The organism is Klebsiella sp. GN_Kp190 (assembly GCF_040061795.1).
Taxonomy (GTDB): Bacteria; Pseudomonadota; Gammaproteobacteria; order Enterobacterales; family Enterobacteriaceae; genus Klebsiella; species Klebsiella michiganensis.
On sequence record NZ_JBEAFN010000027.1, the window covers coordinates 276,108 to 288,828 of the forward strand.

Here is a 12,721-nt window from a genome sequence, read left to right on the forward strand (position 1 = left end):
GCGAATAGATGTTTGACAAAAGTTTTTTCGCCGCTAAGATACGACTCCACAACGATTCCTCTGTAGTTCAGTCGGTAGAACGGCGGACTGTTAATCCGTATGTCACTGGTTCGAGTCCAGTCAGAGGAGCCATATTTGAAAAGCCTGCTTTTGAAGCAGGCTTTTTGCTTTTCTGCGTCCTGCGTTAACGTAAAATTGCATCCAGCCTGGCAAGCACGTCATTTACCACAGTGTCTGGTATGCGTTCCAGCCGCTTGCCGTTCCGGGCAGTCATATCAATGGTTCTGGGCTGGTCGCAGCGAATAACGCCCAACGTTTTTGTCCCTGCCCCTTCCAGTGAAACGGTGAAACCTGCCGTGCGAGCAAAGTTTCCGCCGCTGGTGATGGGAACAACAACGGGTAACCGGGTCAGCTTGTTAAACGATGCCTTCGATACGATAAGCACCGGACGTTTTCCGCTTTGCTCGTGGCCTGCAATCGGATCCAGTGAAACGAGCCAGATTTCCCCTCTGTCCATCTACAGGATCTCCTTGCCCACCGCAGGAGCATCAATCCATTCCCGATCCTCTTCGCTCATTTCGGCGTGCGGATCGCACTGCGCCAGCAGCTCCTCAAGAGAATAATGAGGCCGTTTCTGGGGTTCAATAATCAGGCAGCCATTATTAATGGTCATGCCGACTTCGCTGTCCGTCGACAGCTCCAGCGTTTTGAGCACGGCGGGAGGAACCGCCAGCATGATGGATCCGCCGACCTTTTTCAGGCGAGTGGTATACATAGAGCACCTCCGAATATTATATTTAAATATAACATCTACGGCAGGCGATGCACAATTATTCATCAGATTCATGGTGATTTCCTTTTCGTAATAAAGCGTGAAGAAAGCCGTTATCCATCGAAGGACAGTACAGGTGGGAACGAAACGCGTAACTAAGAAGGCTGATAATAGAAAACTGTTTTTGCGGTTTAAAGGATTATGGCGGTTCAGGTAAACGAAATGCGAGGCGGCTTCCGGATCGGAGCTGCTTCGTAGGAGCATCAGCGGCAGCGTGAAGGCCAGATTTTTCCAGGCTCGAAGTCGAACGCTTCAGCAATCAATCTTTCGCTATTGGGCCAGCGGTGGTTAAGCCCATTTGCCAGCGTAGAGGACGCCAGGCAAGCGCTGACAGCGACGTTCCCCGCTTTTTCAGCGCCGCAATAATGTCGGCGGGATGCCAGTTCTGTTGCATCATGCCGTCACCTCGCCGATAAATTTCACGCCCTCAGATGTGCGTAGCCAGCGCGGGGCTTTCATCTCCGCGACGAAATAATTGATCAGTTCATACAGCAGGCCGCTAAGGTGTTTCTCCATTTCAGAGTAAAAGCCTTGCCCTGCCAGCATCTGTGTCAGAGAGAGACAGTAGTGACAGAGCTCTGTGCATTCAGGCTCGAAACGAGGTGAATTTGCAGGGAGAGTGTCAACGGTCAGGCTTTCAATAAGATGGGGAGGAACGGGTTCTAACAACGTGGGCTGGAGCAGCGTCAGACAGGCATTGAGTCTGCTACAGAGCGCCATTTTCAGTGTGGGATCGTTGCTTTCAATCAGGGTTTCGGCGAATTTTTCGCAGCGATCGGCCACTACGGTGAAATCCGTGGCGGCACTGAAAGGAACGGAAAGTAACTCTCCGGGTGACTTAATGAAAGATGGAGTGAAATCAGGCATAAATGCCTCCGTGAAATTTTTTGAGATGACCACATAAAGTGGTGCCGGGAGGCTCAAGACGGCTTCACGAAACCGCGGACTTATTTCCCCGAAGGGTGTTGTATTAGTCGCCCTCCCGACTTTGATCGGGCAGCATACTCCCTCCGTCCGTAAGGACGGAGGGTATAAAAAAGCCAACACTGACGGGGTTGGTTTTGGCCGCGTGAAAGAGGTTTTGAGTCCTCGTTTACTCGGATATCAACGATTGGAGACTGACGGCAAGAGGGTTTTGTGGAAGGAGGATCGCAGATTGTTATAAAAGAGAGACCCGCAGAGCCAAATTCAAGCGTATAACACATCAATAAATCATCCAGTAAATGAATGTATCATAAGCGTTGTTTTATAAAGAGAAATTAACATTAAACATTGAAATGATACCCGATCGGCGTAACATGAATTTGCTGAAATTTTACTCTTCGATAACCTGACATGGATGAGGTGAAATGTGAGTGCCCCTTTATTACGTTCCTACAATGCCGTTATTGAATACACCCTTTCTCAGGCAAAAAAATCCAAAACGTCCCGTCGTATCGCAGGATTTTGCCAGCTTCAGGGGCCAACAGGTAGCGGGAAGACGAGCTCGCTTTATCGTCTTGGTTATGAAGACAACGCGCTTCCGGCACTGGAATCCATTAAAAAGGCAGGCTTTCAGGCCATTCTGGTTACCCACCGCTGGAACATACTGCACGATATTTATGAAAAAACAGCGGAGCATAAAGACAGTAACGGAGAGCCATTCAGGGTCAGTGTGCTTTATGCACAAGAGGACCAGATTGTATCTGCCGTTGAAGCAACACCTTTACCTCATGAGACAAATATTTCTCCAGCTTCGTTGCCCAACCCTTTTACGTCTATCGATGAGCTGCATGCCAGTAATCTGTTTGCCAGTAAAGATATAGCTGAAAAATTGCGCAAAAGTTGCAACAATATACTCCGTATCAACAGAACGCTAAAAAACTATCCCTCCCAATTTCGGGCTGCCATAGCCAGTGAGAAAGAAGCGTTAATCAATTCGTGTACAGCCATAGAAATAACGCTGATTCAGAACATTAAGTCTCTGGATAAAGAGTTCAAAAAGCAGAAAGAAAAATACGGCGAAATGAATGAACTTACGCAGGCAGCGAAGCAACGGCTCGATGATTTCCGTCGTCATGCCTGGGTTAGACGCATTCTTCCCGCCATTGCCTGGCGTGACGAAAAGCAACATCTGCTGATCATGACAACCCAAAAGCTGGTTTCATCATTTTTCGATGGGCGGCGCAAAGTACGTATGTCCAGTAAAGAGTTGCGTAATCACATCATTTTTATTGACGAGTTTGATTATCAGGCCGAGGTATTGCAGGAGTATCTGGCTCAGGCCCAGTGGGTTCAGGAGCCGCCAGAATGTCTGGGCCAGTTGCTGGATGGGGGGCGCAGGTTGTTGCAACGTATGCAGCATGTTGCAACGGAGCCAGCTCCGATGATCCGTGTACGCCTAGCTGAGTTTCTTGAAAATCTGGACAATACATTAGTTAACAAAGATATCGATTTAACACACGCCAGATCATTGGTTATGCCACTACAACAATATCTGACAGGTGAGTCATTCGGTGAGCATTACTTATTTCGCTCTGATCATTTAGTCACCAGCGAGCGGCTCATTATGCGAAAAGCGGAGCATGGATATGAAATTATAAAACCCAACGCTTTACCTCAGGACAATGAGTCAATAATTGATATCAGCGATTTTTTACGTCTGATGGAAAAGTTTATTCGGCAGTTTAACCTGATGCTAACAGATCTGACAGCCAGTGAAGACGAAGCGCATGAATACATAAAAAAGTTAACCCGACTTCTGTTTGACCCGGTTAATGACTACAGACCGTCATATTATGGCTCAACCCTGCCAAATATGTCTCGGTTTTTGTTACCACGTACCGATCTGCCTGAACTGCGGGAACTAAGAAAAAGTAATATTTTGCCCAATACACATGCCAGTATTTTTGGGTTAACTAACTGGTTGCTGAAACAAAATATTGCGGATACCGATATCGATCCATTACGAATACAGATCAAGCGTGCGTTCTTGCCAACAACAGCAGAAGGTTTACTACTGTCACTAGCCAGCCGTAATCTCGTTTTTGCACTATCGGCCACATCATATATTGAAAGGGCCTGCAACCACTTTGATGTCCGGTGGATAAACTCAGCCTTACGCTATATTGCAGAAGCACGTAACCCTACAGTTACGGAAAGCTTTCTCGGAACTACTTTTGAAAACCGACCTGATTCTTGGTTTAAAGAACCGATACCCTATGTTCAGACCGATGGTGACATTCAGTTACAGAATACCGCGATTGAAGAGATCAATAGCAGCAAGGAAAGCATCAGAAAGACACAACTGAATACTGAAATCCATGATTTTAATAAAATAAAGAACAGCCCGCAGTCAGCCGATCTGCTCGCTTCTCTGCCCCCCGATTTTTTCCAGAATGATGATGAACCTTCAACAGATTTCGAATCAGAATATCGCCAGAATGTTCTACTTAAACTGCTTGATGTGCTGGATCTGGCAGGAAAAAGACCTCAGCACCGAGGGCATCTGGCTTTTGTTAATTCCATATCTTATTTAAGAAAATGGCTAACTGCTGCAATAGCGACACAAAGCAGAGATTGCCTCACATGGTTAAAGCTGGATCCGCCTTTATCCGACAACCTTCTAAAGAATTTTACTGATGTGTTTATCCCGTTGACCATACATAACAAGCCCGCACTAATCTGTCTGTTAACCGCAGAATGTCAGAAAAAAAAGGGCTTCAGTGAAGCCTATCAGGCCGCATTTGCGTCCGGACGTATTGTTATTGTGCTGACACAAACTGCCTCCGCCACCAACGGTATAAATCTGGATTTCAGCTTGCCACAATCCGGCAAAAATATGGATTTGACCTGTTTATATTTACTGGAATCACGGCATTATTACTTTTCCGCTTTCCAGACCAGTGCAGATAGCAATGATGATATGGCACATGCAGGCTTCCAGTTACGCAATCTGGAAAAACTACTCCGTGCAGGAGAAATTTCACGTAAACAGCATCAGCGCTTCGTCCTGCCACTGATGCTGAACCGGAAGAACGAAATTTCCCGATTAAACGGAGAGTATAAGAGAACCAGCGATTATATAAAAAATACGGCAGCCAATGTTCAACAGCAGGTTGGTCGTATTGAGAGAGCCTGGTGTGAAGTACCCAACGCTGAAATTCATCTTGATTCTGAACTGGCAAAACATCTGTCCCGCTTTGCTTCACTGCCTATTTATACATCAAATCGTCGACAGCTTTCGGCACTCAATCGTCAATTACTGGATACACTTCGGGAGCGTGATGAACTGACACAGAACAATTTCTTCAGCCAGCTCATGACGCCGACACAACCTGGAAAACTAGCATTGGATTATATCGATCAGCGGCTGGTTCCTGCTATTCGGTTATTACGAGAACAGTCAACACCAAGAGATGACATCCCATTACTCTGGCGACAACTCGGTAAAGCAGTACTTCAACATGATTTAGCCTGGGAACCAGGAAAAACGCTTTCGACATTGATCTTGAATTATATAAATGGGCTTGCTTTGAAAAACCGAAATTAGCTAATACTGACGGCAAAATCTGGTACTCCCCACAGACATGGCAGTTTTTTGACAAAGCAGCAGAAGGGCTGCGCCAATACAACCCTCAGAGACTGTACCAGTATATCCAACGTCATCCTGTCATTACTGACTGGTTCAACCGTAAAGGTTACAGAACGTCTATTATGCCCTTCGCGAACGATTTGGAAGAACGTTACGCATTTCATCCACTAGTTGTACAACGCCTACTGATGGGACGTCTTGGAGAAGAGGCTATCCGGGCGCTTCTTTATTCAGAGAGCATCATTACCACCAGCCAGGTGAGCAATCACCGTCTTTTTGAGCAGTATGATTTCAGCATAAAAAATTCTGATTATCGTGTGGATGCTAAGTTTTGGAGACAAGATACTCTCGATAAGGCAGATGAAGAATATCAACAATGGTTGGCGTCTGGCGCAAATCAAGAGCATACCCCTCTGGGTTTGAGTAAAAAACTGGCACAAATTCGCGCTATCGAGGGTAATAAAACCAAATTGGTCATCGCCAACTTTGTTGCTCCACATGCTGATAGTCAATTACTGGGTTTCTCTCACCAATTAACCCCTGTTCAAAATCCTTATGATGCGGACATTCTGGTTCTCGGCGGATGTGTAACCCCGGACACTATTTCAGTGGAAACACCCGGATTCGGGCAACTCAAAAAAATCATTAATCAAAACATTATGGAAAGAGCATAACATCATGGCGAAACGTAATGACGAAATATTCCGTTCTCTCCCCCTTTCACACATGATTTACCGGGACAATGAGATCGATCGGGAAAAAGCTGAAAAAATGGTTGTCTATCATTATCCGTTAAGTAAAAACTATCGCTGGAAAGAATGGCAAACCCAAATTGATGATGAGTTAGGTGGACGTTATTACCCTTATTTGATGAAGTCTCATAAAGATCAATTTGGACTATACGTTGCTTTGGACTCTGAGCAGGATAATCCACCAGTAATAAAAAATGGTGATGGGATTATTGTTGAACCAACGCGTGTCCATTACAAGGCTATGCTGAATCCCGTATGGATCCGGCTTATCATGCGTAAAGTCTCCGCCTTTGGTTCGCATTGCAAAGGGAGTCATACTCTGGGATGCCCATTACTACAGACTGACGTCTGGAAAAGTAAAAACAGCTTCGGTATCAATGCAATTAGTCTGGACTGTCGCACTCAACAAAGAAGTGATAAAAATATAACTGAGGTTATATTATTTCATAAAAACGTCCCACTACGTCCAGTCGATATAAAAACCGAATCATTTAATATTAATCAACCATTATGGATATATGATAAAAATAATGTTCTTGTCCGCTGGAAAGCGGAAAAAACGACAAAACCTAAATCTCAGATTTACCGGGAAGTAGCCAAAAAAAAAGATAAACGCAAGCTACGCCCTTTTCTCGACCTTTCGTCCTCAACCTCACTTAAAAATAGCTGGCCCTGGATCCTTCAACCCGTACAAAATGAATTTATTGAGCAAGCAAGAAAATTTGGCTTCGGATTATCTCCAGTAGTACTTAAGTTACGCCCTTTACCGCTTAAAACAAAATTCAAAACAACTGACAAGGCTAAATTCCCAAGTGTACAGCTTGACAAAGAGATAAAGGTTCTTGATCTACGTTTTTCGAAAAATGTATCCCCACAATATATTGTTAATAACATTCAGTCGCTGCTGAATGAAAAATATCCTGAAGCACGCATGTCATTACTGCCCGATATAAAACCGGATCAGATTGTGAACATAGAAATTGATGGATCACAGTGTCTACTTGTTCTGCTGGATCAGACTCCGGGTATCATTGACGATCGCTATCCATTGACACAAACATTAAGAACAAAAGTTGCCTGCCAGCATATTAATGTTAATCCTTTTGATCTCACAAGCGACTCAGTTGCAGATAACTTACTAATAGAACAGTCTACCCTTGACGGTGACACGAAGCTTATTCCTACCACAGATTCTCGTTACTATGATTATAGTATCAGTGATTTTGAGAAAAAAGCGGTTCAGGAATCTTTGGCACGTAATGTTGAAATTGTATATAAAGAGTTAGTCCTGAAGCATTTGCTGCTATGCAATGAGACCAAAATTAGTATAACGCTTCCACAACAGAAGGATCTACTCACTAACAGTCTCGCTGTAATCACTAATGGCTGTTTGTTTACTGTTAAACAAGACCGCCCAATAATATTACCTTTCCATCCAGCTATGCCAGATGCTGTTTCTGCCTGTGATAATATACTCCGTTCATTTGATACCTCTGTAACAGCACTACTCGCTTTGCTTAACGAAAAGTGGCCTTACCATTATCGCCCCCAGGATATTACACAAGGGATTTGGAATGAAGCAGAGAAGTTGACTCGATTTATTAATCGATTGACGGTGATAATTCACAAAACGGAAGAGGTGACTATCCTCCTTCAGGATCCACAATATGGATCACCTCATATGCTTCCGGAGAAATTAAACGATTTAATGACTATTCTTGATTCTCAACGGCAACAGTTCCCTCTTAGTCAATGGTTATTACCTGAAATGGATGAACTAACTTTTCATATAGACCAACTTACTGAAGAGGGTGAATTATCCGATACAAATAGAAATACGTTGCTTCGTGAACTAGAATTGCTGTGTGAGCTATGGAAATGTGCTTTGAAAAAATATTATTCTGACAATGAATTCAATGTCACTTATGATATTTTAAAAAAATATGTTTTTTCCCAATGGCCTGAGAAAAAAAATGCGCTTATGGTGGGAGTTGCTCAAAAATCAGTAAAAAGAGCCAGTACATCATTAATAGCATCATGGAATAAATTATTATCTCGTGTCTTCGATTTACCTTTAGGCGATCCCCGAAACTGGCTCAAGAACGTACCGGGTATTACACGACTCTGGCATGACCCAGAGCAAAATTACGTCATTGTTGGCAGTCTTTCCTCCCCTCAACCTATTATTCAACGTCAGCCCAGTATTCGCCAATGGCATGCATTGCAGGGAGAACTTAATTACGAACTTCTTGCCGGACTGGTTGACGTTGATTGGGTCAGAATGAATCAACTAGCGGGCAATCCCTGTGTGGCTACGCTTGTGCGTCGGTGGAAAGAATGCCAGGTTCAGCCGGATGATGTGCGTGATGTATCAATGACAGAGTAAAGTTTCAATGCCTCAGGTAATAATATAGAATCTGAGGTATTGTGAACAACCAAGCTATTAGAAGGATGAAGCTCACATGCAATGTAATAACATCAGCTTTGTCGATATCCTATAAACAGATTGAGGGACGCATGCGCATTCATCAGGTTAAAATAAAGAATTTCCGACTTTTAGCTAACGTGGAGCTTGTATTAGAGGAACAGACGACAGTCATTGTTGGCCGAAACAACAGTGGAAAAACATCGCTCTCAGAGATAATATGCAGATTTTTAGCAGACGGTAGTGCGACTTTTCAACTCGAAGACTTTTCCAGTAATACAAAATAGCGTGATAAAATCAGTTTTTCATCCCGTCTATTTTCACCCGCCGTTTCACATGCTATTGCTCCAGGATATTTTTATTCATCGACATCACCCATGTTATAAATGTTCTCAGGGGGACCGGGATATGTTTGCGGCTCGGATAGTAAATATTAAAATGATCGGCAGGATAACGATAATCAGACAGTAAGCGGACAAGCCCGCCTTCTTTAATTTTATCCTGAACCAGATTCTCATACACAAAGGCAATACCTAATCCAGATTCCGCAGCCTGTATCATCGCCGCATCGGAATCCATCACCAGATCGCCCTTCACAGCCACTTCCGTTATAACGCCCGTAGCGCTAATAAACTCCCAGCGGTACAGATCCCCACCTGGAAAGCAACGATTAATGCATCTGAAATTAACGAGATCTTTTGGTGAAGAGGGTGCGCCGCATTTTTTTATAAAATCCGCACTCGCCACTGGAATAAGAGATAGCGGTTCTCCAAAGGGTATGGCAATCATATCTTTAGGCACATCTTGCGTATAGCGTATACCCGCATCAAATCCTGAATCTATAATATTAACTTTTCTGTCCGTGGTGAATAACTCAAGTTTAATATCCGGATACTCATTTTTGAACGGTGCGAAGTAACGTTGAAAGAAGAGATCCAGCACAATGCGTGGCAAATTTAGTTTCACCACTCCTTCCGGCTTTGCTCTGTGCTCATTAAGGTTATCAATCACCCGCCTGTAGTCATTGAGCACAGGAGTAACGTCATTCAGAAACTCCTCGCCGATAGCGGTCAGGGAAAGACTGCGCGTAGAACGATTTAAAAGCCTCGCGCCCAGTTTCTCTTCCAGATTATTTATGGCAATAGTTAACGTTGGTGGAGAAATATTCAACTCTTTTGCTGCCTGACGAAAACTTCCATGCTTCACAATAAGAATAAGCATTTCTACATGTTGCAATTCGGGAATATTTTTCATTGTTAACATCCGTAAAATACTGCATTAGAAAGAGATTAATTGTTGTGAATGGAAAAGGGAAGTATATATTTCAGCACATTGTACGAGTGAGGAAAATAAAATGGAAACACGTTATCTGGGAAAGAACAAATTTCAGGTGTCGGCATTAGGTCTGGGTTGTATGGGAATGAGTTTTGCCTATGGCGGAGCCGAAGAGTCGCAGGCAATTAACACCATTCACGCTGCGGTTGATTTGGGCGTCACCTTCCTTGATACCGCAGAAGTTTATGGCCCATTTGAGAATGAAGTGCTGATCGGAAAAGCAATCAAAGGCGTTCGCGATAAGGTACAGATTGCGACCAAATTTGGTTTCCGCATTCTTCCTGGCGGTCAGGGGCTTGAGCGTATGGCCGGCGTTGACAGCCGTCCTGAACATATCCGCGAAGCGGTAGAAGGCTCCCTAAAACGTCTCAACGTCGAGACTATTGATCTCCTTTATCAGCACCGCGTTGATCCCACCGTCCCCGTTGAAGACGTAGTGGGAACAATGGCAGATCTGGTCAAGGAAGGGAAAATTCTCCATATCGGACTTTCCGAGGTCTCTGCCAATACTTTGCGCCGGGCCTGTGAAGTTCATCCGATCGCCGCCGTTCAGACCGAATATTCTCTCTGGACCCGCGAGCCGGAAGAAAACATTCTCAAAACTTGCCGCGAATTAGGGGTAGGATTTGTGCCCTATAGCCCGCTGGGTCGTGGATTCTTAACCGGCAAAATCACCGATCGGTCCGGCTTCGCCGAGGATGATTTTCGGCGCAATCTTCCTCGCTTCCAGCACGATGCCATGCGGAAAAACCAGCAGCTACTCAGCCAGCTGCGGGATGTGGCCGATAAATATCGCTGTACCCTGGCCCAGCTCGCTCTCGCGTGGGTGATGAGTAAAGGCGATGATATTGTCCCCATTCCCGGCGCGCGCCAAATCGCACATTTGCAGGATAATGCCGGCGCAGCCAGCCTGGCTATTTCCGATGTTGATATTAAACTCATCGATCGCATCTTTACCCCTGACAATATTCACGGATTAAGATATACCCAGGGTGATTTTCATTTAATCGATAAGTAACATCCTGCTATAAATTCTCCCGCCTTTCCGGCGGGAGCTAAGGTTTACCGTCTCGCGCACATCTCTCCTCCACCGCGCCAGTTTGCTGGCGCCACGCGGTAACCTCCTCATCAAGCCAGGCCTTAAATAGAACGGCTTCGTTTTTCTGCTCTGCGCCCTGCGATGAAACCAGCCAGTAAGGCCACGGATAAGGGGCGGTGAAAGACGTAAGCTGTACCAGCTCACCTCTGGAGAGCGCATCCTGAACTAAAGAGCGGCGTTCCAGCGCGATACCTTTACCGAGCCGGACGGCCTCCAGTACCAGGTTTGAGTCGTTGATGCACAAACCGCCTGGCACAATCTCTCTTTCAAGCCCCGCGTTGATACACCATGCTTTCCACGACTCCATGGAAAAGATAATGTTGCTCTTCGCTATCTCTGACGGCGTACGGGGGAGCACGCCGCCGTTATAGGTTGGCGCGGCCACAACGATAAGCTGATCGGAGAAAAGGTAATGGCTCTCCGTTCCTTCCCAGTCGCCTTTTCCCATGCGTATAGCCAAATCCGCCCCTTCCTGCTGCATGCTGGTTATCGCCAGGCTCGCCTGTATTCGCAGCGAGATATGGGGGTATTTCTCCCGAAATCGTTCCAGGCGAGGCAACAACCAGTGGCAGCCGAACGAGGGCACCATCGCCAGGGTCAGCTCCTGCCTGCGTGGGTTGACCTGCACCAGCCGGGTGGCATCAGCAATATGGTGCAAAGCCTCGCGGACCTGTAAGGCATAGAGCCGCCCTTCTTCATTAATCTGCACGCCGCGGCCGTGACGGATAAACAGCTTGAGGCCGACCATCTCCTCCAGCACTTTAATCTGCTGGCTGATGGCTGAATGCGTAACGTGTAGCTCTTTCGCCGCCAGCGTCACGCTGCCGAGACGCGCCACGGCTTCAAAACTACGTAAACTCGCAATAGGGGGAAAATCCGCCATGTTACCGCTCCCACAACCTGACGCGTAAAACGTGACCCACAATCTGTCAGTAATACTAACCCAACCCGTAAGATACTGAAGATATTCGCCATGACGAATTTACTGTACTGTTTCTTCACCGCCGGCAATGAAGCATTAACCCCAGCCTATTTCACCAGCACAGGAAAACAGGAATCATGATGAAGCTTATTGGCATGATGGATTCGCCTTATGTAAGGCGCGTGGCGATTTCCCTTGAACTCTACGGCGTCGAGTTTGCAAGTCACCCGCTGTCCGTATTCAGCAGCTTTGAAGCCTTTTCCAGGATAAACCCTGCGGTCAAAGCGCCGACGCTGGTGCTGGATAACGGAATTCGCCTGATGGATTCGTCGCTGATACTCTCTTATTTTGAAGCCCAGGCCGCCCCGGGGCGCAAGCTGCTGCCGGTCGCGCCGGACGCGCTGGCAAGCGATCTGCAAACGCTGGGCTTTATTCTCGCCGCGGGTGAAAAGGCGGTACAAAATGTCTATGAACACAATCTGCGCCCGGCGGAAAAGCAGCATAATCCGTGGATAGCGCGCATCACGACTCAGCTGCTGGCTGCCTGCAGGGAGTGGAACAGGCTGCTGGAGGAGCGTCCGGCGGCCGCGGTTCCCGATCAGGTGGCCGTAACGAGTACGGTTATCTGGACCTTTATTCAGTCAACGATCCCTCACGTGGTTCATGCGGGAGACTTTAATCATATCCGGTCCGTTGCTGAATTATTTGAAACCCATAGCGCCTTTAAAAAACACCCCTTTAGCTAAAGCATCAGCTCAATGCGATGAAGCTAAACCCTGAACG

11 protein-coding genes, 1 tRNA gene and 1 pseudogene are annotated in these 12,721 nt (G+C 46.0%); 7 read left to right on the forward strand and 6 right to left on the reverse strand.

Annotated elements, in window-relative coordinates; all coding sequences use genetic code 11:
- Positions 1–56: 56 nt before the first annotated feature.
- Positions 57–132, forward strand: a tRNA-Asn gene (locus ABLU67_RS16210).
- A gap of 52 nt (positions 133–184) precedes the next feature.
- Here the strand turns inward: ABLU67_RS16210 and ABLU67_RS16215 are convergent.
- From ABLU67_RS16215 to ABLU67_RS16230, 4 genes and pseudogenes are all read right to left on the reverse strand, one after another.
- Positions 185–517, reverse strand: a complete 333-nt coding sequence (locus ABLU67_RS16215) for a type II toxin-antitoxin system PemK/MazF family toxin (RefSeq protein WP_196546838.1) — start codon at positions 515–517, stop codon at positions 185–187.
- Positions 518–775, reverse strand: a complete 258-nt coding sequence (locus ABLU67_RS16220) for an antitoxin (protein ID WP_004852307.1) — start codon at positions 773–775, stop codon at positions 518–520.
- A gap of 260 nt (positions 776–1,035) precedes the next feature.
- A pseudogene (locus tag ABLU67_RS16225) lies at positions 1,036–1,229 on the reverse strand (helix-turn-helix domain-containing protein).
- Positions 1,226–1,699, reverse strand: coding sequence for a hypothetical protein (locus ABLU67_RS16230; RefSeq protein ID WP_050595132.1), 474 nt, complete (start codon positions 1,697–1,699; stop codon positions 1,226–1,228). The pseudogene ABLU67_RS16225 and the gene ABLU67_RS16230 overlap by 4 nt, the downstream one beginning before the upstream one ends.
- A 484-nt stretch (positions 1,700–2,183) precedes the next feature.
- Between ABLU67_RS16230 and ABLU67_RS16235 the strand changes: the two genes are divergently transcribed.
- From ABLU67_RS16235 to ABLU67_RS16250, 4 genes are all read left to right on the forward strand, one after another.
- Complete coding sequence (locus ABLU67_RS16235; protein WP_348852376.1) at positions 2,184–5,363, forward strand: hypothetical protein; 3,180 nt, start codon at positions 2,184–2,186, stop codon at positions 5,361–5,363.
- A gap of 164 nt (positions 5,364–5,527) precedes the next feature.
- On the forward strand, positions 5,528–6,079 hold the full coding sequence (locus tag ABLU67_RS16240) for a hypothetical protein (RefSeq protein WP_348852377.1): 552 nt from the start codon (positions 5,528–5,530) through the stop codon (positions 6,077–6,079).
- A gap of 4 nt (positions 6,080–6,083) precedes the next feature.
- On the forward strand, positions 6,084–8,543 hold the full coding sequence (locus tag ABLU67_RS16245) for a hypothetical protein (protein ID WP_032693824.1): 2,460 nt from the start codon (positions 6,084–6,086) through the stop codon (positions 8,541–8,543).
- A gap of 131 nt (positions 8,544–8,674) precedes the next feature.
- The gene (locus ABLU67_RS16250) at positions 8,675–8,869 is read left to right on the forward strand and encodes an AAA family ATPase (RefSeq protein WP_223240603.1); all 195 of its coding nucleotides are present in this window, start codon (positions 8,675–8,677) and stop codon (positions 8,867–8,869) included.
- Positions 8,870–8,921: 52 nt separating this feature from the next.
- Here ABLU67_RS16250 and ABLU67_RS16255 read toward each other — a convergent pair whose 3' ends face one another.
- Positions 8,922–9,836 carry a LysR family transcriptional regulator gene (locus tag ABLU67_RS16255; protein WP_172868950.1) on the reverse strand — a complete coding sequence of 305 codons (915 nt, stop codon included), beginning with the start codon at positions 9,834–9,836 and terminating at the stop codon, positions 8,922–8,924.
- A 100-nt stretch (positions 9,837–9,936) separates the two neighbouring features.
- Between ABLU67_RS16255 and ABLU67_RS16260 the strand changes: the two genes are divergently transcribed.
- Positions 9,937–10,935 carry an aldo/keto reductase gene (locus ABLU67_RS16260; RefSeq protein ID WP_014229982.1) on the forward strand — a complete coding sequence of 333 codons (999 nt, stop codon included), beginning with the start codon at positions 9,937–9,939 and terminating at the stop codon, positions 10,933–10,935.
- A 37-nt stretch (positions 10,936–10,972) separates the two neighbouring features.
- Here the strand turns inward: ABLU67_RS16260 and ABLU67_RS16265 are convergent, their stop codons facing one another.
- Positions 10,973–11,899 carry a LysR substrate-binding domain-containing protein gene (locus ABLU67_RS16265; RefSeq protein ID WP_348852378.1) on the reverse strand — a complete coding sequence of 309 codons (927 nt, stop codon included), beginning with the start codon at positions 11,897–11,899 and terminating at the stop codon, positions 10,973–10,975.
- Positions 11,900–12,078: 179 nt separating this feature from the next.
- On the opposite strand from ABLU67_RS16265, the gene ABLU67_RS16270 reads away from it, so the two are divergent.
- On the forward strand, positions 12,079–12,684 hold the full coding sequence (locus ABLU67_RS16270) for a glutathione S-transferase family protein (RefSeq protein ID WP_004852315.1): 606 nt from the start codon (positions 12,079–12,081) through the stop codon (positions 12,682–12,684).
- The last annotated feature ends 37 nt before the right edge of the window (positions 12,685–12,721 follow it).

What these genes read in the sequence shown, in the direction of transcription:
- ABLU67_RS16265 (WP_348852378.1), bottom strand. Translation starts at nt 11,899, where the DNA reads ATGGCGGATTTTCCCCCTATTGCGAGTTTACGTAGTTTTGAAGCCGTG.
- ABLU67_RS16220 (WP_004852307.1), bottom strand. Translation starts at nt 775, where the DNA reads ATGTATACCACTCGCCTGAAAAAGGTCGGCGGATCCATCATGCTGGCG.
- ABLU67_RS16250 (WP_223240603.1), top strand. Translation starts at nt 8,675, where the DNA reads ATGCGCATTCATCAGGTTAAAATAAAGAATTTCCGACTTTTAGCTAAC.
- ABLU67_RS16230 (WP_050595132.1), bottom strand. Translation starts at nt 1,699, where the DNA reads ATGCCTGATTTCACTCCATCTTTCATTAAGTCACCCGGAGAGTTACTT.
- ABLU67_RS16270 (WP_004852315.1), top strand. Translation starts at nt 12,079, where the DNA reads ATGAAGCTTATTGGCATGATGGATTCGCCTTATGTAAGGCGCGTGGCG.
- ABLU67_RS16240 (WP_348852377.1), top strand. Translation starts at nt 5,528, where the DNA reads ATGCCCTTCGCGAACGATTTGGAAGAACGTTACGCATTTCATCCACTA.
- ABLU67_RS16260 (WP_014229982.1), top strand. Translation starts at nt 9,937, where the DNA reads ATGGAAACACGTTATCTGGGAAAGAACAAATTTCAGGTGTCGGCATTA.
- ABLU67_RS16215 (WP_196546838.1), bottom strand. Translation starts at nt 517, where the DNA reads ATGGACAGAGGGGAAATCTGGCTCGTTTCACTGGATCCGATTGCAGGC.
- ABLU67_RS16245 (WP_032693824.1), top strand. Translation starts at nt 6,084, where the DNA reads ATGGCGAAACGTAATGACGAAATATTCCGTTCTCTCCCCCTTTCACAC.
- ABLU67_RS16255 (WP_172868950.1), bottom strand. Translation starts at nt 9,836, where the DNA reads ATGAAAAATATTCCCGAATTGCAACATGTAGAAATGCTTATTCTTATT.